17 protein-coding genes are annotated in these 19,345 nt (G+C 41.0%); 12 read left to right on the top strand and 5 right to left on the bottom strand.

Features of this window, described 5'->3' with window-relative positions; all coding sequences use genetic code 11:
* Positions 1-105 precede the first annotated feature (105 nt).
* The 6 genes from uxaC (at position 106) to dapA (ending at position 8,268) form a co-directional block, all read left to right on the top strand.
* Positions 106-1,506: a glucuronate isomerase gene (gene uxaC / locus WAA15_RS10685; RefSeq protein ID WP_337042732.1), complete on the top strand. Its 1,401-nt coding sequence runs from the start codon at positions 106-108 to the stop codon at positions 1,504-1,506.
* Positions 1,507-1,516: 10 nt separating this feature from the next.
* Positions 1,517-4,048, top strand: coding sequence for a glycosyl hydrolase (locus WAA15_RS10680; protein ID WP_337042731.1), 2,532 nt, complete (start codon positions 1,517-1,519; stop codon positions 4,046-4,048).
* A gap of 59 nt (positions 4,049-4,107) precedes the next feature.
* Positions 4,108-5,409 (top strand): MFS transporter, encoded by a 1,302-nt coding sequence (locus tag WAA15_RS10675; RefSeq protein ID WP_337042730.1) that lies wholly within the window; start codon positions 4,108-4,110, stop codon positions 5,407-5,409.
* Between the two features lie 50 nt (positions 5,410-5,459).
* On the top strand, positions 5,460-5,900 hold the full coding sequence (locus tag WAA15_RS10670; RefSeq protein ID WP_337042729.1) for a nuclear transport factor 2 family protein: 441 nt from the start codon (positions 5,460-5,462) through the stop codon (positions 5,898-5,900).
* Between the two features lie 113 nt (positions 5,901-6,013).
* Entirely contained in the window at positions 6,014-7,288 is a 1,275-nt protein-coding gene (locus WAA15_RS10665; RefSeq protein WP_337042728.1) for a serine hydrolase domain-containing protein, read from the top strand.
* A 95-nt stretch (positions 7,289-7,383) separates the two neighbouring features.
* Entirely contained in the window at positions 7,384-8,268 is an 885-nt protein-coding gene (dapA, locus tag WAA15_RS10660) for a 4-hydroxy-tetrahydrodipicolinate synthase (protein ID WP_337042727.1), read from the top strand.
* A 16-nt stretch (positions 8,269-8,284) separates the two neighbouring features.
* On the opposite strand, the gene WAA15_RS10655 is transcribed toward dapA, so the two are convergent.
* A complete protein-coding gene (locus tag WAA15_RS10655; protein WP_337042726.1) occupies positions 8,285-9,202 on the bottom strand; it encodes a YihY/virulence factor BrkB family protein in 918 nt (305 codons plus the stop codon).
* Between the two features lie 188 nt (positions 9,203-9,390).
* Between WAA15_RS10655 and WAA15_RS10650 the strand changes: the two genes are divergently transcribed.
* Both WAA15_RS10650 and WAA15_RS10645 read left to right on the top strand, forming a co-directional pair.
* Positions 9,391-10,953 (top strand): T9SS response regulator signal transducer PorX, encoded by a 1,563-nt coding sequence (locus WAA15_RS10650; RefSeq protein WP_337042725.1) that lies wholly within the window; start codon positions 9,391-9,393, stop codon positions 10,951-10,953.
* Positions 10,954-10,961: 8 nt separating this feature from the next.
* Positions 10,962-11,666 (top strand): hypothetical protein, encoded by a 705-nt coding sequence (locus WAA15_RS10645; RefSeq protein WP_337042724.1) that lies wholly within the window; start codon positions 10,962-10,964, stop codon positions 11,664-11,666.
* On the opposite strand, the gene WAA15_RS10640 is transcribed toward WAA15_RS10645, so the two are convergent.
* Complete coding sequence (locus WAA15_RS10640; protein WP_337042723.1) at positions 11,667-12,347, bottom strand: cell division ATP-binding protein FtsE; 681 nt, start codon at positions 12,345-12,347, stop codon at positions 11,667-11,669. It lies immediately after the preceding gene.
* A 72-nt stretch (positions 12,348-12,419) separates the two neighbouring features.
* A complete protein-coding gene (fsa, locus tag WAA15_RS10635) occupies positions 12,420-13,079 on the bottom strand; it encodes a fructose-6-phosphate aldolase (protein WP_337042722.1) in 660 nt (219 codons plus the stop codon).
* A gap of 472 nt (positions 13,080-13,551) precedes the next feature.
* Here fsa and WAA15_RS10630 point away from each other — a divergent pair, with 472 nt between their 5' ends.
* On the top strand, positions 13,552-13,887 hold the full coding sequence (locus WAA15_RS10630; protein WP_337042721.1) for a transmembrane 220 family protein: 336 nt from the start codon (positions 13,552-13,554) through the stop codon (positions 13,885-13,887).
* A gap of 77 nt (positions 13,888-13,964) precedes the next feature.
* Here the strand turns inward: WAA15_RS10630 and kdsB are convergent, their stop codons facing one another.
* Positions 13,965-14,699 (bottom strand): 3-deoxy-manno-octulosonate cytidylyltransferase, encoded by a 735-nt coding sequence (gene kdsB, locus WAA15_RS10625; RefSeq protein ID WP_337042720.1) that lies wholly within the window; start codon positions 14,697-14,699, stop codon positions 13,965-13,967.
* A 106-nt stretch (positions 14,700-14,805) separates the two neighbouring features.
* Here kdsB and WAA15_RS10620 point away from each other — a divergent pair, with 106 nt between their 5' ends.
* From WAA15_RS10620 to WAA15_RS10610, 3 genes are all read left to right on the top strand, one after another.
* Positions 14,806-15,885 carry a septal ring lytic transglycosylase RlpA family protein gene (locus WAA15_RS10620; protein ID WP_337042719.1) on the top strand — a complete coding sequence of 360 codons (1,080 nt, stop codon included), beginning with the start codon at positions 14,806-14,808 and terminating at the stop codon, positions 15,883-15,885.
* A gap of 254 nt (positions 15,886-16,139) precedes the next feature.
* Positions 16,140-16,910: a TIGR02757 family protein gene (locus tag WAA15_RS10615; RefSeq protein WP_337042718.1), complete on the top strand. Its 771-nt coding sequence runs from the start codon at positions 16,140-16,142 to the stop codon at positions 16,908-16,910.
* A gap of 73 nt (positions 16,911-16,983) precedes the next feature.
* On the top strand, positions 16,984-18,174 hold the full coding sequence (locus WAA15_RS10610) for an acyltransferase family protein (protein WP_337042717.1): 1,191 nt from the start codon (positions 16,984-16,986) through the stop codon (positions 18,172-18,174).
* Positions 18,175-18,257: 83 nt separating this feature from the next.
* Here WAA15_RS10610 and WAA15_RS10605 read toward each other — a convergent pair whose 3' ends face one another.
* A complete protein-coding gene (locus tag WAA15_RS10605; RefSeq protein WP_337042716.1) occupies positions 18,258-19,328 on the bottom strand; it encodes a zinc dependent phospholipase C family protein in 1,071 nt (356 codons plus the stop codon).
* Positions 19,329-19,345 lie beyond the last annotated feature (17 nt).

The raw sequence follows: 19,345 nt of genomic DNA, 5'->3' as shown, positions 1-19,345 counted from the left end.
GAAACTAAATAGTTTTGCTGAATCAATATTTTAAAAATTATAGATAGACCCGCCTGACGGCAGTTTTATTATGGTTTATCATAAAAATTTAGCCTTTTAAAGAGCATGAAACCGTTTTTAGACGAAGATTTTTTGTTGCAAACCAAAACCGCCCGCACCCTCTACCATGAGTTTGCGAAAGATATGCCTATTATTGATTATCATAATCACTTACCCCCTGACCAGATTCTGGCAGACAAAGTGTTTAGCAATATTACAGAGATATGGCTATATGGCGACCACTATAAATGGCGCGCCATGCGTACTAATGGTATCAATGAAAAATATTGCACAGGTGATGCTACCGATTACGAAAAATTCGAGAAATGGGCCGAAACAGTACCTTATACCATGCGTAATCCTTTGTATCACTGGACACACCTCGAGCTACAACGCTACTTCGATATAAAAGATACTTTAAGCCCCCAAACCGCAAAAAAGATTTACGACATCAGTTCTGAAAAAATCAGTTCTCCTGAATTTTCGGTCAGAAATCTTCTCCGAAAAATGAATGTAAAAGTGGTTTGCACCACCGATGACCCGCTCGATACATTAGAACATCATCAGAAACTAAGAGAAGCCGGCGATTTTGAAATAAAAATGCTTCCGGCTTTCAGACCTGATAAATTTATTCTGATTGATAACCCTAATTTCAAGACTTATATTCAGAAACTTGGGGCTATTGTCAATTTTGAGATACAATCTTTTGAAGACCTGCTGAAAGCTCTTCGCCTACGGGCCGATTTCTTCGCTTCACAAGGTGGACAAATATCTGACCACGGTCTGGAGCAAATCTATGCCGCCGATTTTACCCCAGAAACAGCCAATAACGCTTTTAAAAATGCCATTGCCGGTAAAACACTTACTGAAACAGAAGCGGTGGTTTTCAAATCGGCTATTTTACACGAATTAGGTAAAATGTATGCCGAACTAGGCTGGACACAGCAATTTCACCTCGGCGCATTGCGTAATAATAATAAACGTGCCATGCGCGTATTAGGGCCTGATACTGGATGGGACTCTATCGGAGACTGGTCGCAAGCCATTGCATTATCCAAATTTTTAGGAAAACTCGATGAGTACGACCAACTAGCCAAGACTATTATTTATAACCTGAACCCTGCCGATAACGAACTGATTGCCACCATGGTGGGCAATTTTAACGATGGGTCAATGGCAGGTAAAGTGCAATTCGGTTCAGGTTGGTGGTTCCTCGACCAAAAAGATGGAATGGAAAGGCAAATCAATGCGTTGTCGAACATGGGGCTTCTAAGCCGTTTTATCGGAATGCTTACCGATTCGCGCAGCTTCTTATCTTTCCCTCGCCACGAATATTTCCGCCGTATTCTTTGTAATATTTATGGCAACGATATTGAAAACGGCGAACTCCCGAACGATGTTCCATGGATTGGCGAAACCATACAGAACATTTGCTATAACAACGCCAAAAACTATTTTGGCTGGTAACTAACTGGGCATGAAACGCTTTATTATTCTTCTTTGCCTGATGGCTTGCCAAGTATCAGCACAGGTATCTACCACCAAGCCTTGGGCTTACTGGTGGTGGATGGGTAGTGCCGTTACCAAAGAAGGAATCAGGCAGAATCTGGAAGAATATGCCAAAGCAGGGTTTGGAGGTATGCACATTATTCCGATTTACGGAGTTAAAGGCGAAGAAAGCAGGTTTCTACCTTTTTTATCAAAAGAATGGCTCGAAATGCTCGACTTCACTTTGCAGGAAGCCAAAAAGAATAATCTGGGCATTGACATGACCTTAGGCACAGGTTGGCCTTTTGGTGGCAAAAATGTATCGCCTCAGGATGCCGCCCAAGCCTTTAAAGTACATGAGCAGAATGGGCAATATACCCTCACATTTGCCCCTACTAACCAGAAAGTAAAAAGAGCCGCGCCCGGCGGCGAAGGGCTTGTACTTGACCCCTTCAATAAAGCGGCTGTTGAGCGTTACCTACAAACATTTAAAGAGGCTTTCGGGCAGAAGAATTACCCTGTCAGAGCTTTTTACAATGATTCTTATGAGGTTTATGGCGCAAACTGGACGGCAAGTTTCTTTCAGCGTTTTAAAGAACTAAGAGGCTATGATTTACAGCAACACCTAGATGTTTTAGCCAAAGACAAAGCTGAAACTCCAAGAGAAAAACTCATCTGGGGCGATTATAACGAAACGTTGTCAGACATCCTCCGCGACGACTTCACCCGAACATGGGTTGGCTGGTCGAAGCAGCAAGGTAAAATAACCCGTAATGAAGCACACGGGTCGCCGGCTAATATTCTTGATTTATATGCCATTGCCGATATTCCCGAAACAGAGTTTTTTGGCAGTAAACCTTATGATATTCCGCTCTCACGCATTGACCCCGACTACGAAGAAAAACGTTTCGGAGTGCCTGATGCACTGGTAGTAAAACTGGCCTCTTCGGTGGCGCACGTAACAGGTAAAAAACTGGTTAGTTCCGAAACAGCCACATGGCTGGGTAACCATTTCAAAGTGGCTTTGTCGCAGGTAAAACCCATCATAGACGAATCGTTCATTGGCGGTGTAAACCATATTTTTTATCATGGGATTCCCTATTCACCACCCAATGAAGCATTTCCGGGCTGGTTATTTTACGCTTCTACCAATTTTAATCAGCAAAGTCATTTCTGGGAGTATTTGCCAGAGTTAAATAAATATATAACCCGTTGCCAAGAAAAGCTACAAAACAGCAAGCCCGATAATGATGTACTAGTGTATTTCCCTATGTATGATTTATGGCAATCGGTCGGAACCAAAGCTAAAACCCATGCTATTGATGTACACGCCATTATGAAAGACGGCATGCTTCATTCGGCATTTGGCGATGCCTGCAAAACCTTAATCAGCAATGGATATGGCTTCGATTTCATCTCTGATTTGCAACTGAAAAACTCGCACATTACCAATAAACAGCTTATTACACAAGGAAAACAGGCTTATAAAGCCATTATAGTACCCCCTGTGCAATACCTTTCTTTGAACACGTTGGTATACCTCGAAAAATGTAAACGTGCGGGCATTGCTGTGTTTTTCATCGACCACTTACCACACTCCACAACCGGATTTCATGATTGGGAAAAACATCAGCAAGCGTTTCAACAATTATTACCCAAATTCAGCAATGCCATTAGTACTGATATCGTCAGGAGTTTACAATTGGCCAATATCAGGCATGAGAACATGGCCGAAGCGGGGCTTTCTTTCATACGCAAAAAAAATGCAAACGGTACGCTTTATTTCGTAAGTAACCTCGGTAATAAATTTCATAACGGTAAAATTCAACTCGCTACAACGGCTGAAGCTATTAGCATTTATAACCCGCTTCAACAAAAAAGCGGGTTAATACCATTTAAAAGAATTTCTCCCAGCCTTATTGAGATTTCGATTGCTCTTGATGGCGGCGAAAGCCTTTTTATAGAAGCCCTGAAACAAAAGCCTGCCAAAACAAACACTTACAGTTTTAACAAAACAGGTGAGATACTACCCCTAAAAGGAATGTGGAAGGTGAATTTCGTAAAAGGAGAACCTTTTATGCCGAGTGCGTTTCAGACCGATAGCTTGCAGTCATGGGTAAACCTGAGCGATTCTACCGCACAGTATTTCAGCGGTACAGCCCATTATGAATTACGTTTCAGTCTGGAGAAATCACAGATTAAAAACGGGTATCTGGATTTAGGCGATGTGCGCGAAATGGCTAGCGTAAAACTAAACGGTAAAGACTTAGGCAAATACTGGTCTTTGCCTTTCAGAGTGCCAATTACTGCCGATATGCTCGGTATCAACAATAAATTAGAAATAGAAGTAACCAATTTATCGGCCAACCGAGCTAGGTATTTAGATAAAATAGGAGTAAATTGGAAGAAATTTTACGATACCAATATCGTAGACATCCGTTATCAACCCTTTAATGCTGCTGGCTGGCAGCCCGTGCCGTCGGGCTTGTTAAGCACAGTAAAATTATTTTTTGACCAATAAATCCATCACTGAAAGGAAAAATCCTTTCCTGAACCTAATCTTTTTTAACCCTGTAAACTATGGAAAAAATCGGAAAGTATCGTTGGACTATCTGTAGTCTTATTTTTCTTGCCACCACCATTAATTACCTCGACCGTAACGTAATCAGTTATTTGAAACATGATTTGGCAATAGCCTTCAAGTGGGACGAAATTCAGGAAGTGGAAGACTATTCAAATATAGAATTGGCTTTCAAGCTAGCCTATGCACTGGGTATGGTGTTTGCAGGTGGCTTTGTTGACAAATTCGGAACTAAATTAGGTTATGCTATTGCTACTGGCTTATGGAGTGTAGCCGCAGTAGCTCATGCCTTATGCACGGGTACTTTAGGCTTTATTTTTGCCCGTATCTTTTTAGGTGTTACCGAAGCCGGAAACTTTCCGGCAGCTATTAAGTCGGTAGCCGAATGGTTTCCTCAGAAAGAAAGGGCTTTAGCCACGGGCTTTTTCAACTCCGGCACTAACGTGGGGGCAATTATTGTGCCGCTAACAGTACCCTTTATTGCTGCCCAATGGGGGTGGCAACTGGCTTTTATTTTAACAGGTGTACTCGGCTTTGCATGGCTTATATTATGGTTTATTTTCTATGAAGTGCCAGAGAAGCAAAAACGCTTATCGAAAGCTGAATATGACTATATCCAGTCGGATAAACCAGAACCTGTTTCGCAAGAAAAGGTTTCTTGGCTTAAACTCCTGACTTTCCGGCAGACATGGGCATTTGCCATTGGCAAATTCCTGACTGACCCCGTATGGTGGTTTTACTTATTCTGGCTACCAGATTTCATGAAACAACAATATGGCCTTTCTACAACAGACACCACTGCGGCCATAGCACTTGCGTTAGTATATACCATTGGTAGTGTGGGCAGTATTTTTGGTGGCTGGCTACCTATGAGCCTGATTAACAAAAAATGGCCTGCTTTTAAAGCTCGCAAAACCAGTATGCTCATTTATGCCTTTGCGGTATTACCCGTGCTGTTTTCACAATATTTGGGTGCAATTAACTTGTGGTTTGCAGTGCTGGTAATTGGTATTGCGGCTTCGGCTCATCAGGCTTGGAGTGCCAATATATTCACTACGGTTTCTGATATGTTCCCGAAAAAAGCCACAGGCTCTGTTGTAGGCATTGGGGGTATGTTTGGTGGTATCGGAGGTATACTTTTCACATTATTAGCACAGAAACAAATATTTATCTATTATACCAAATTAAAACAGATTCAAACCGGATACTTCATTGTGTTTTGTATTTGTGGTAGTGCTTATTTGCTTGCATGGCTAATTATGCACTTTTTAGTGCCAAAAATGAAAAAAGTAGAACTATAAGAAAAGTTTTCACAAGAGACCATTAGTTACTCGACCTAAAAATATCTGCTATGAAAAAAATAATTGTACTAGGGCTTTTTGTACTGACTGCCCATTTATCATTCGGGCAGAATGTAAAAGCAACCATCGAAGATTTAGAGAAAAAACGCTTTGCAGCGCAGGTATCTAAAGATGCTGAGGTACTCAATAAAATTTTTGCCGATGACCTCATCTACGTCCATTCAAACGGCAAAATGGATAACAAGGAGTCTTACGTGGCTTCGGTGCTGAATGGTGGTAGTGTTTATTCAAAAATAGACATCGAAACCATTAGCATAAGAACCTATAACAATGACCAAACAGCCGTGGTAAATGGTAAAATCCTGATTACTCAACCACCTGTTGAAGGCAAACCTACGTTATTACCTTTGCGGTATCTGGTAGTATATACCAAAGACAAGAAAAAAGGCTGGCAGCTTAATTCATGGCAATCGCTGAAACTGCCAAACTAAAAAATTACATAACGGCTTTGTTATAAATGGTTTTACTATTGTACATTTGAGGCGGTAGTAAAACCATTCTTATTATCAAACCTATACCTGAACAAAACCTGTTTATACCCTTCATGAAGAAATTAGCTCCTCTGGTCGGAATCCTTTTTCTGTTCTTATTAACGCTTGTCGATGCCCAAACCCCACAGGCACTAAGTCAGGCCAAAACACCCGAAGAAGTAGGCTTTTCGGGCGAAAGGCTCAAGAAGCTGGACTCACACTTTCAGGAAATTGTAGATAAAGGCATTGCGCCTAATATAGTTACGTTAGTGGCGCGTAAAGGCAAAATTGTGCATGAAAAAGCCTTCGGGTACAGCAATCTGGAAACCAAAACGCCCCTCAGAAAAGACGATATTTTTCGTATTGCGTCGCAATCTAAATTGATTACGACCATTGGCCTGATGATGTTATTTGAAGAAGGCAGATTTTTTCTGGACGAACCTATTTCCAAATATATTCCTTCGTTCAGAAATACCAGAGTACTGGTGAGCTATGACGAAAAAGACCGTAGTAAATACATTACACGTCCGGCAAAATCTGCCATTACCATCAGGCAGTTACTAAGCCATTCGGCGGGTATCCCCTATGAACATCCCTTACAGGAATTGCCCGAATTTAAAGTTCCTTTCTTTTGCTCGGTTGATAAAGACGTGCTGAAAGATGTGGTTGATAAAATAGCCGCGCGGCCGCTATTATCAGACCCTGGCACCCAGTTTACTTACGGGCTGAATACCGATATTATAGGTCGCTTGATTGAAGTGCTTTCAGGAATGCCGTTCGATGAATACCTACGCAAAAAAGTGCTTGACCCACTTGGCATGAACGACACCTATTTTTACCTGCCAGCCGAGAAAGCCAAACGTCTGGTTGAGTTATATTCAAAGGGTAGTACAGAAGAAAAACTAACCCTAAATAGCAATGAAACGTATCGTAACTTTGCCATAAGCGGAGCAAAAACTTATTTTTCGGGTGGTGCAGGGTTAGTAAGTACCATTCAGGATTACGCCCGAGTATGCCAGTTTATTCTGAACAAAGGCGAATTTAATGGTAAAAGGCTACTTAGTAAAAGTACGGTAGAATTAATGGCGCGCAACCAGATAGGCGAAAGTTTTGTGTGGGACAGACAAGATAAATTCGGGTTGGGTTTACAGATAATTACGCCCGAATCTCATTACGGAGACAACGCCACACCGGGCTCGCTCACGTGGGGCGGTATGTATTGCTCCGAATACACCATCGACCCCAAAGAAGACCTCATTCTGCTGGTGTTTACCAACGTGCATCCGTATGCCCATTATTCTGACATTGTACGTAAATTCAGGATTTTGGTTTATCAGGCACTTTTATAATTTTATGTGGGCAAACGATTTAAGAAATCGTTTTACAAAGTCCGATTTTCTGACGAACTTTGCCCCTCATGACAATATTATTATTTTAATAAAAAATGGCACATCCATTACAAGGAGTCGGTGTAGCTTTAATAACACCATTTGATGACCAGCACGAAGTTGATTTTGCAGCTTACGGCCGTCTGCTCGAATTCACAAGCACAGGGGGAGCAGATTACTTTGTTGTGCAAGGCACAACCGGTGAAACCTCAACCACTACTGCCAAAGAAAAGATTGACTTACTTAAGTTTACGAAAGAAAACAACCCCAAGAATCTGCCGATTGTTTTTGGCTTAGGGGGAAACAATACTAAAGCCGTTCTGGAAACACTCAAAAACACCGACCTAGACGGTGTAACAGCTATTCTGTCGGTTTGCCCTTATTATAACAAGCCCTCACAGGCAGGCTTAATTGCCCATTTTACAGCCATTGCCGATGCCTCGCCAGTGCCGGTTTTGCTTTATAATGTACCGGGGCGTACGGTTGTTCACTTACAGATACCTACGGTAGTTGAGCTAGCCAAGCATCCTAATATTATTGGTATTAAAGATGCGAGTTCGATTGAGAACGCGCTGGAACTAGCCAAACGCTGCCCTGAAGATTTTCTGTTGCTTTCGGGCGATGATAATCTGGTTACTACCTCTATTAGCGTAGGGTTTAAAGGAGTTATTTCAGTCATTGCGAATGCATTCCCGAAAGAATTTGGCGAAATGACATGGGCAGCCCTTAATAATGATTTCAAGAAAGCGGCCGAACTTCAGAAAAGATTTGTAGATTTTGACACTTTGCTTTATGTAGAGTCGAATCCGGTAGGAATTAAAAAATGCCTTGAAATTAAAGGTATTTGTAGTTCGGAGGTACGCCTGCCATTAGTTAAGGCATCGGACAGTCTGGGCGAGAAACTACAAAAAGCCATGATTAACGAAGGCTTCTGGCAATAAAATATTACCTGTTTATTTATTCTTCTAAAGGTGGGTTTGGCCCACCTTTTTCGTTTCTGTTAAAATAGAGTGCGTCTCGCAACGAAATATTCACTTCAAAGCCTAGTATCATAATAAGGGCTATCAGGTATAACCACACCATGAGAGCTATCAGGGTTCCGATAGAACCATAGAGCCTGTTATAAGAATTAAAATTAGCCAGATAAAACGAAAACAGGTTGGTAACCAGAATCCCAAGAAAAGATGCCAGAAAAGCCCCCAAGTTAAAGAACCTGAGTTTTTTATGCACCGCAGGTGCAAAATAATAAATCACACAAATACCTACATAGAAAATCAGGAAGATACCTCCATAACGAATTACCTGTAATAAATAAAAAGTAAAGTTTTCGTTGAGCAGCCCTTTGTCAAACAGAAAATCAATGATAATCCGGCCAACAATTAAAACAATAATGGCACAAACCAATACAATGATTAACAGAATGGTCAGAAAAAGAGCAATAAGGCGAGCTTTGAGGTAATTACGTTTTTCTTTTACTTGCAATGCCATATTAAAAGCCCGCATGAGGGCCATCATGCCATTGGTAGCCGCAAATACGGTAAAGAAAAAACCAAAAGATAGGATATCGCTACGTTTTCGGCTTACAATTTCCTGAATGGTGAGTGAGGTGTTATCATAAATACCACGTGGCATTACATCCTTAAGAAAATCCATAATGCGGTAGTCGAGGTTATTAATAGGCACAAACGGTATGAGGGTAAACAAAAAAATAACTCCCGGAAAAACCGCCAGCAAAAAACTATATGCCACCGACGCCGCTCTTTGGTCAATATCGAATGTGATAATTTTTTTCCAGAGAATTGTCAACAAATGGTACAATGAAACAGTTGTGTTCCATAGATAGATGTTCTTAAGGAAGTGTTGAAGTCGTTTCAAATGAAAACTCTTTAGTCAATAATACAAAAATACAAATTTAGCCGGTTTTTAAAGTACCCACATTGCTTTTCATGAATTTTAACGATATTGCAAAGGAGTAGATTTCCAAATTAAAAAAACACGTATAGGCAATAAATGTAATATTTTTTGCATTGTAGCAATACACATTTTAAAACAACTTGATTCTTATGAGATATAACATACTTTGGGCAGACGACGAGATAGACTTACTAAAACCATACATTATTTTTTTACAAGGCAAAGGCTATGATGTAACGCCTGTACCAAGTGGTGCCGATGCCATTGATAAAGTAGAAACCGAGCGTTTCGATGTAGTTTTTCTGGACGAAATGATGCCCGGCATGACAGGGCTCGAAACGTTGTCACAGATTAAACTCCTTAAACCTAACCTGCCCGTTGTAATGATTACAAAGTCGGAAGAAGAACGTATCATGGAAGATGCTATTGGTTCTAACATTGCCGATTATCTCATAAAACCTCTTAATCCGAATCAGATTCTGTTATCGGTTAAAAAAATTCTTGAAAATAAACGCCTCATTTCAGAAAAAACCAACTTAGGGTATCAGCAGGATTTCCGTAATCTGGCCATGCAGTACAACGACCGCATCGGGCATCAGGAATGGGCCGAAATATATAAAAAACTGATTTTCTGGGAATTACAGCTCGACAAATCGGAAGACAAAAGCATGGAAGAGGTTTTTGAAATGCAAAAGTCAGAAGCCAATGCCAATTTCTGTAAGTTTATTGAAGAAAACTACGAAGACTGGCTAAACGACCCTAAAGCAGACAAACCATTGCTTTCGCATCAGTTAATGAAGAAAAAAGTATTTCCGCTGGTGCAGGCTAACTCTCCGCTTTTTTTCCTGTTGATTGATAACCTACGTTACGACCAATGGAAAGTGCTTGAAGAAGTAATTAATGATTATTTCAATGTAGAAGAAGAAAGCGATTATTATGCAATTCTGCCAACGGCTACTTCGTATGCCCGAAATGCTATTTTCTCGGGGCTGATGCCTTCTGATATGGCAAGGCAACACCCCGACTTATGGGTAAACGATGAAGGCGAAAACGAAGATGCGCTTAACAATAATGAGGCTGATTTTCTGAAACGCCAGATAGACCGCAACCGGCTGAATATTAGTTTTTCGTATCATAAAATATTAAATACGGCACAAGGCAAAAGCCTTGTCGATAATTTTAATAACCTGCTCAAAAACCAACTAATTGCCATTGTTTATAACTTTGTAGATATGCTCTCACACGCCCGTACTGAAATGGGTATGATTAAAGAGTTAGCTCCTGACGAATCGGCGTACCGCTCAATTACAAAATCATGGATTGAACACTCGCCGTTACTGGATTTATTAAAAAAGATTTCTGAGAAAAAAGGTCGATTAGTGATTACAACTGACCACGGCATGATTCGGGTAAAACACCCTAAAAGAATTGTTGGCGACAGAAACGTAAACACTAACCTACGGTATAAACAAGGGAAAAATCTTAATCTCGACGATAAAGATGACCACGTACTGATTGTAAGAAAACCCGAAGTATTTATGCTTCCGAAACCTAATGTTTCAACGGCGTATTTCTTCACAATGGAAGACTATTTCTTTGCGTACCCTAATAATTACAACCATTATGTGAGCCATTATAAGGATACGTTCCAGCACGGGGGTATTTCTATCGAAGAAATGATAGTTCCGTTTGCGTACCTGACCGCAAAATAATTACTAAAATGCGAATTATTATTGGTTTATTTTTCTGTATTGTGGCATTACAGGCTGTTGCCCAACAGCAGCAGCCTAAATATATTGAAGATAAATATTCGATATATTGTGCGCTAAATCTGGCCAGTGCTACGGGTAGTTATTACAATATTTTAAAAGACGGTGGTCGAGGCGGCCTAAAAGGTGGGGTATCGGTAGGTGGCTTACTGAACCCGTATGGCCGAAAAAGAGCTTCGACGGTGTTTTACGGGGCTGAAATCGGGATTCAGGGCGATGGCCGTGAAGACCCCTCTACGAGTGTCAGCGGTGATTTCCGTGTAACTAATACTTCTTATTGGCTGAACGGACTCGTGCGCTACCGCCCTATCTTATGGAGTTCAAAAATTAACCCTTATGTTGATGCCTTTATGGGTGCGAAAATGATTCAGACCAGTTTGATTGAACAGGTTGACGAAGAAAGCAGCCAGACATTGGATAGATGGACCAAGTTTACACCTAATTATGGGTTGGGTGTTGGGATAGGTATTAAATTATTTGGCTCTATGAAGAATAATTATCTGGATATAGGTATTTATTACCAGCAGGCAGAAGCTACCAAAATTGTAAAGCCGAACTCAGTAGTAATTAATAGCAATTTCGAGTTTTCGAGCAAGCAGGTACTTACTACTACTAATCAGTTTATTATTAAAATAGGCATTACTGGTTTTCACTGATTATAAACTCTCGGAGAGGTCTCTTACCTGCCCTTTGTCACAGTAAAGTGTGCGGTGCGGGTAACGTTCTATCAACTCAAAATCGTGTGTTGCCATTAGCACAGCCGTATTTGACTTTTCGTTAATATCCATAAATAATTTCAGAATTTCGACCGACATCTGAGGGTCAAGGTTTCCGGTAGGCTCATCGGCAAGAATAATCTGCGGCTGATTGAGCAAAGCACGGGCAATGCCTACACGCTGTTGTTCACCACCCGAAAGCTGATGAGGCATCTTTTCAAGAATATTTGGCAGGTTTACCAAATTAAGCACTTCTTCAATACGCACCTGCATTTCGTTTTTATCTTTCCAGCCCATTGCTTTCAGATAAAACATGAGGTTACGTTCAATGTTTCTGTCGCCCAGTAACTGAAAATCCTGAAAGACAATACCAATATTACGCCTGAGGTACGGAATTTCGGAACGTTTCAAGGCATGGAGTTCGTATCCTCCTACAACGCCTGTGCCTCTTTCGAGCCATAAATCGGCATATAATGTTTGCAGAACTGAGGATTTCCCGCTACCTGTGCGGCCAATGAGATACACAAATTCGCCTTTGTGAATAGAGAAATTCACGGCTGACAAAATCAGTTGGTCGCGCTGGTAAATGTAGGCATTTTTCAAAAAAATGACGGGTTCCATATCTCAGTAGATGATTACATATCAATATTAAGTAGTTTTTGTAAAAACTACTTAATATTGATAAAGAAATGCTTATTTCTGATTGGCTTTTGCGTGGTCGGCCAAGAATTTTGCCAGACCGCTATCAGTTAGTGGGTGGTTTAACAAAGCAAGAATGGCTGAAAGCGGGCCTGTCATGACATCGGCACCAATTTTAGCACATTGAATGATGTGCATAGGATGACGCACCGAAGCAGCCAGAATTTGTGTTTCGTAGCCATAGTTATCATAAATCAGACGGATGTCTTCAATCAGATTCATTCCGTCGGTCGAGATGTCATCCAGACGGCCCACAAATGGCGATACATACGTAGCTCCGGCTTTAGCGGCCAACAATGCCTGCCCTGGCGAGAACACCAACGTACAATTGGTTTTAATACCTCTTTCCGAAAAATATTTAATAGCTTTAATACCATCTTTAATCATTGGTATTTTTACCACTATTTGCTCATCTATTTCTGCTAGCTCCTCGCCCTCGTTAATCATTTCCTCATATTTGGTCGAGATTACTTCTGCACTCACATCGCCATCTACAATTTCACAAATGGCTTTATAATGGCGCATTACGTTATCTTTTCCTGCAATACCTTCTTTTGCCATCAATGAAGGGTTAGTGGTAACACCATCAAGTATGCCGAGGTCCTGGGCTTCTTGTATTTCTTTAAGGGAGGCGGTATCGATAAAAAATTTCATAGAATTTGTAGCCCCATCTCTGCCGATGGCAGAAATCTGTGTTAGAAACTTTCATGCCTTGGGGGAATTAGTTACATGAAAGTTAATCTATAATTGAAAAATTAGAATAAGCTAAAACAAAAAAAGGCAAATTCACCGCTCAACCACAATACCCTTGCTTCGGTCAAGACCTGGGGGATTCAGCAGGAGCTGGTAATTTGCCGCTGCAAAGGTAAGAAACTTTTCATGTTGCTACAAATGGTTTTAGAAAAAAAGCGTAATGTATAAAAAAACTATATTCAGGCTATATTGTCGGCCAAGCTAAAAACACTTACGAAAGAAGAATTTTCGGGCAATAATTTCAGTTTTTTTATCCAAAACACGAAAATATGGCATAAGGCTGGTGCAAGTCATAAAAGTTTTTTAACTTGACATTAAATGTTTTTTTGAGTTGTTTTGGCACCCTAATCCTAACCATAAACTCTTTCTATCAATGATAAAAAAAGTTATCCTCTGGCTTTTTATGGCAATGTTTGTTTACGCTGCCATTGTACAATATAACGACCCCGACCCATACGTCTGGATTCCCGTGTATCTGATTCCGGTGTTTTTGTGTTACTATAAGTTGCAGGGCAAGGGCGAAAAAATCATGTATTTTACGGTTGGGCTGCTTTACCTGATGTGGGCCATTAATCAGTTTCCGCCTCAATGGGAAGGCGTTATGCTGAACCAGTTGGGTATGAAAACCATTAATATTGAATTGGGGAGAGAATCGCTTGGGCTGGGTATATGCACCATTGCCATGTGGACTTGCGCCCTGTTGAAGTAAAAAAGAAAACTTATAGTGAACACCCTCAGAGCTTTATTGTGGCCTCATGTGGTTTGTTATTCACTATAAGTTTTTTACTACCTGTTTATTTTCTCGAGGTCTTCTATGGTGTCGATTCCGAAACTTTCGTAATTGGTTACGATGGCATAAATCTTATAGCCATAACCCAACCAGCGTAACTGCTCTAGTTTTTCGGTGTTTTCGAGCGGAGAAAGCGGTATATGCGAAATCTGCTCAAGTACATCGCTCCGGTACGCATAAATACCGATATGCTTATAAAATTCGCCATGCTCGAGCCATTCGTCGGGGTCATAGCCACGCACATACGGCACTACCTGACGGCTAAAGTACAAGCATTGTTTGCGTATGGTAAGCACAGCTTTTACTACGTTGGGGTCACGCAGGGTTTCGTAATCTTTAATTTTTTTTACAGCCGTAGCTATTTCGGTTTTGAAATCGAGCAAGCCTGCCAGTTGGTCAATGGTTTCGGGGTCAATAAAGGGTTCATCACCCTGGATATTAATGGCGTAGTCATATTTATTTACACCTCCTGCTTTTTCGAGTGCTTCAAAGCAACGGTCTGTTCCCGTCGGATGACTACTTGATGTCATCACTGCATCTCCACCAAATTCTAAAACATGATTCAAAATTCTGGCATCGTCGGTCGCAACCAGAACTTTCTGCAAACTTTTCGCCTTCAATGCCTGCTCATACACGCGTTGAATCATACTTTTTCCGTTAATATCTACCAAAGGCTTGCCCGGAAAACGGCTGGATGCAAACCTTGCTGGTATAATTCCAAGAATTTTCATAGGTTTCAATGTTATATCCGGGGCGAATTTACACGAAAAAAAAAATATATGCGTTAATCTGTCGCAGAATCATTAAATTTGCGTTAAATCCAATCGCTTGACTACCATGTTAAGATACTTTTTTATTACAGCTTTCCTCGTGCTTTATCTGACAAATGCTTTCAGTAAATCAGGCGCTATACCTTTAGACTCGCTCGGAATTGAGAAAAAAAACGGTAAAACTTTTGTTCTACATAAAATAGAACAAGGCGAGACACTCTATTCGATTTTGAGACGCTACAACTCATCAGAAAAAGAATTTTATGCGGCTAACCCTGAATTTAAAAAGGGGGCTACTATTGCAAGTGACCAAGTAATTAGTATTCCGGTTAAGGTTCCTAGCAAGAGCATACCGCGCCCAAGAATAGCTGAGGCCAAGCCAGACACTACTCCGGCCAAAGGAGTAGTTGATGAAAATGGCATTGAAGTAATTGATATTCCTGAAGCTACACCTAAAGATGGGGTACCTTCAGCAAAAAAAAATGATAGCCTGAAAAATGCACTAACCGATAAAAATTCAGACGCAAAAAATACCATTAAACCCAAAACTTATACAGTAGTAGCGGGTGATAAGTTATTTTCAATTGCTACTACCCATAAAGTAAAAGTGTGGCAGTTAAGAGAGTGGAATAACCTTACGAGCGATGTACTACACGTAAATCAGGTTCTTATTGTAGAGAAACCTGCCAACTGGGTAGCAAAAGAAACCAAGAAGGATTCGAGCAAGACTAAACCCGCAACCACTAATCAGCTAGCAACAACCAAGCCCAAACCAACACCACAAGGGCCGGCTGGTGATGCCACCAAAGAGCCAAATGCAAATAGTGTGGTTAATAAACCTTTAGCTGCTAAACCTCAGGCTCCTGTACCTAATGCCCCAACAGGTAAAAAATACAGCGAACAAGGCATAGCCGAAGTAATAGAAGCAGGCGCAAGTACCAATAAATACTTGGCTTTGCACCGCACGGCTCCGGTAGGTACGCTTATTAAAATTGCGAATGAAGCTAACGGGCAGAGTGTCTGGGTAAAAGTGATAGGAAAACTAACTGGCTCAAGCGATGTAATTATTAAAATATCGCCAAAAGCATTTGAAAAATTACAGCCTAAAGATAAACGAATCAGGGCATCGTTGAGTTATGCTTTATAATGAGTACAACATACATTTAGTTATATTATTATCGATTTAGAAGTACCATGAAGAACACAGAAACAACCGTAAAGAGTAAAATATGGACCTTGTTTTTTGCCATTATGTATCCTGTTATTACTGCTTTCGGCTTATTATTTACTGGTATTGTAGCCGTTTTTTCTGCAATTTCCAGCATTTTTGTTTTTATTTTAAAATTAATAAAGAAGTAAGTTTATTGCTTCGTTGCCAATGGATGGGCGCAAGGACTTGTTATGTCTGACTACATTTTAAACCTGCTCAATGAAAAATACGAGCTGTTTAATCAACCTGATTTTATTCCTAACGACCCTGTTAGTATTCCGCATCAGTTTACCCGAAAGCAAGATATTGAAATTATGGGTTTCATTGCTGCTACCCTTGCATGGGGGCAGCGCAAAACAATTATCAATAAATGTAACGAACTGGTAAAACTTATGGATGGTGCCCCTTTTGATTTCATCAGGAATCATCAGGATACTGACCTTAAGCGTTTTCTTACCTTCAAGCACCGCACTTTCAACCATATTGATACGCTGTATTTTATTGAGTTTTTTAAAGATTTTTATGCCCGCCATGAGTCGCTCGAAGAAGCCTTTACTAAAGGTTTGACGGGTGAGTCGGACAATATCAGAACTAGTCTGGAAAACTTTCAGCACATATTTTTCGGTCTGGAAGATTATCCGGCCCGTACACGCAAGCATATTGCTACCCCCGCCAGGAACTCATCGTGCAAAAGAATAAATATGTTTTTACGTTGGATGGTACGAAAGGACAATAAAGGAGTAGATTTTGGTATCTGGCAAAAGATTTCTCCGGCACAACTGGTTTGCCCCTGCGATGTACATGTTGAACGTGTAGGCCGCAAACTCGGATTAATTACACGCCCGAAAACCGACTGGCAAATGGCCGCAGAGCTTACAGAAAACCTAAAGCAATTTGACCCTACCGACCCCGTAAAATATGACTTTGCGTTGTTTGGTTTAGGCGTTGAAGGATATATGTAAGAATAAAAACCTGCTTAAGCATTTACTTAGTCAGGAAATTTTTATTTTTACTTACAATTTCAACCCTTAAACTATGACCACTACTACTACCCCTCCTCCTCCACGTTTGGCATCGGCCGATGTTTATCGTGGTTTTGTTATGCTGCTTATGATGGCAGAAGTGCTACGTTTTCATAAAATTTCGGAGGCTTTGCCTGAGAGTGGCTTCTGGCGTTTTCTGGCGCATCATCAGGAACACGTTGAGTGGGTAGGCTGCTCGTTACACGACCTTATTCAGCCTTCTTTTTCTTTTCTGGTAGGGGTAGTTTTACCTTACTCTATTGCTAGCCGGCTGAAACAGGAAACCAATTTCTGGAAAGTATTCAGACACGCCCTTTGGCGGTCGTTAATTCTGATACTGCTAGGTATTTTTCTACGCTCGCAGTGGGCAACACAAACCAAATTTACTTTTGAAGATACGCTTACACAAATAGGCTTAGGATACCCATTTTTATTTCTGCTAGGGTTCAGGTCATTCCGAACACAAATGATTGCCCTCGGTGTTATACTGGCGGGCTATTGGCTGGCTTTTGCGCTTTACCCACTACCCGATGCCCAATTTGACTACAATACTGCCGGAGCTATTAAAGATTGGGAGCATAACCTGACGGGATTTGCTGCGCACTGGAATAAAAACACGAATCTTGCTTGGGCTTTTGACCGCTGGTTTCTGAACCTGTTCCCACGCGAAAAACCTTTTCTGTATAACGGAGGCGGATACGCTACTTTAAGTTTTATTCCTACTTTAGGCACCATGCTTATTGGGTTGATAGCTGGAAACATTTTGAAATCGGACAGAGAATCGAGAGAGAAACTTAAACTTTTTCTGATTTTAGGGGTTTCAGGTGTTGTGCTGGGAACCTTGCTGAACTGGTCGGGTATATGCCCTAATGTGAAACGAATCTGGACACCCACATGGGTTATTTTCAGCGGTGGATGGTGTTTTTTACTACTTTCGTTTTTTTTCTGGAGTGTAGACATACTCCAGAAACGTAAATGGTTTTTCTTTCTGACGGTTATTGGCATGAACTCAATTGCGGCTTATGTAATTGCCCATACGGTTGATTCTTACATATCAGATTCGCTAAAAATACATTTAGGACAAAATTATGCCAGTATTTTAGGCGATGCCTACCAAAGTCTTATTCATGGAGGGTTGATTCTATTGTTTGAATGGCTGATTCTGAAATGGATGTATGACAAAAAACTGTTTATCAGAATATAGGTTTTTACGGGCTAAGGGTATGGCTGTGTTCATACCCTCAAGCCTGCATAACTGGGTGCCGGATTACCAATCCGGCCTACGACCTACCGATTATCTTCTGGTCGGGCTTCAAACAATTTCCTGAGCCACGATTTCTTTTCTTCCTTATCCTGTTCGGCTTCCTGCTGTGTAGATTCATATTTTTGTAGAGAAGACAAGTCAGGCTGGCCGGCATCTACCCAACAGGTAAGCCAAAAATCGCCAATCATTTTTATTGAAGCCCTCATTTGCCGTTCTACCTGTTTCTGGAGCATCTGGTGGTATTTTACTGAAAAATCTCTGGCATAAACCCTAGCCGTATTTCCGTTTACCTCTTCAAAACTATATTTTTTATCTTCCGAAAGTTGGTCACTCAATCTTCGTTCAAATGTCAGCACCGAATCAAGCGCAGTATGCGCCCCGATAACCGCCTGCCAAGCCCTTTTTTGCGGATAAGCCTCATAAGTTGCCTGCCCTACAAAAAAATCATAGTTAGCCGCAAACAACTCTGGCAGCCTGCTTTCCCAGAAGCCATGAATACCCAGTTGGTTGGTTAGTTGTCCGTTATAGTTTCTGGTAGTATGCAAAGGCACGTGTGCATCGGCAATATAATGCCCCATGTCGGTCGAAAGGCTCAGAATACGTTTAAGGTCCTTTTTTCTGAAAGCCTCAGTCAGCTGATATTTCATGGCATTAATATGCCAAGGCACAATACCGTGTTTATAGAGCGAATCTTCCCCTATTTTTTCGGTAGCCTGCTTCCATGAGTAATTAGGAAGCTGGTTTTTCAGAGAATCGACGTAGACATCGAGATCAATAAAATGCCGTGGTGCCTCGCCCTCCATGGCATAACGCCGTTGGTCGGCATTAATCGCATTGGTGGTAATGAAGTCGATATTTTTCTTGTAAAACCCAAACATTTCGGGCGGTAAAGTAAACACAGCCAAGCGGTTAATATGCCGATGAGCATAAAAGCCCCAGTTAAAGGAATAAGTATTTTTATAAGTTGGGCAATCAGGATAAACCGACAAAGGCCGCACGAAAGAAAATCCGGTTTGAGCCAAACAGCATATTAATAAGCCCAGTACTGTTAATTTGTTTTTTAGTCTTGCAAAAGGCAGCATTATTTGCTTCATTCGTAGTTGTTTTAAAA

The organism is Emticicia sp. 17c, assembly GCF_037153985.1.
GTDB lineage: Bacteria > Bacteroidota > Bacteroidia > Cytophagales > Spirosomataceae > Emticicia.
The sequence above is the reverse complement of the archived record's forward strand: the minus strand, read 5'-3'. Positions and strand labels throughout refer to the sequence as shown.

Coding starts and splice junctions, on each gene's coding strand:
- dapA (WP_337042727.1), top strand. CDS start 7,384: ATGGCACATCCATTACAAGGAGTCGGTGTAGCTTTAATAACACCATTT.
- WAA15_RS10645 (WP_337042724.1), top strand. CDS start 10,962: ATGCGAATTATTATTGGTTTATTTTTCTGTATTGTGGCATTACAGGCT.
- WAA15_RS10650 (WP_337042725.1), top strand. CDS start 9,391: ATGAGATATAACATACTTTGGGCAGACGACGAGATAGACTTACTAAAA.
- WAA15_RS10665 (WP_337042728.1), top strand. CDS start 6,014: ATGAAGAAATTAGCTCCTCTGGTCGGAATCCTTTTTCTGTTCTTATTA.
- WAA15_RS10630 (WP_337042721.1), top strand. CDS start 13,552: ATGATAAAAAAAGTTATCCTCTGGCTTTTTATGGCAATGTTTGTTTAC.
- kdsB (WP_337042720.1), bottom strand. CDS start 14,699: ATGAAAATTCTTGGAATTATACCAGCAAGGTTTGCATCCAGCCGTTTT.
- WAA15_RS10605 (WP_337042716.1), bottom strand. CDS start 19,328: ATGAAGCAAATAATGCTGCCTTTTGCAAGACTAAAAAACAAATTAACA.
- WAA15_RS10640 (WP_337042723.1), bottom strand. CDS start 12,347: ATGGAACCCGTCATTTTTTTGAAAAATGCCTACATTTACCAGCGCGAC.
- WAA15_RS10620 (WP_337042719.1), top strand. CDS start 14,806: ATGTTAAGATACTTTTTTATTACAGCTTTCCTCGTGCTTTATCTGACA.
- WAA15_RS10675 (WP_337042730.1), top strand. CDS start 4,108: ATGGAAAAAATCGGAAAGTATCGTTGGACTATCTGTAGTCTTATTTTT.
- WAA15_RS10615 (WP_337042718.1), top strand. CDS start 16,140: ATGTCTGACTACATTTTAAACCTGCTCAATGAAAAATACGAGCTGTTT.
- fsa (WP_337042722.1), bottom strand. CDS start 13,079: ATGAAATTTTTTATCGATACCGCCTCCCTTAAAGAAATACAAGAAGCC.
- WAA15_RS10680 (WP_337042731.1), top strand. CDS start 1,517: ATGAAACGCTTTATTATTCTTCTTTGCCTGATGGCTTGCCAAGTATCA.
- uxaC (WP_337042732.1), top strand. CDS start 106: ATGAAACCGTTTTTAGACGAAGATTTTTTGTTGCAAACCAAAACCGCC.
- WAA15_RS10610 (WP_337042717.1), top strand. CDS start 16,984: ATGACCACTACTACTACCCCTCCTCCTCCACGTTTGGCATCGGCCGAT.
- WAA15_RS10670 (WP_337042729.1), top strand. CDS start 5,460: ATGAAAAAAATAATTGTACTAGGGCTTTTTGTACTGACTGCCCATTTA.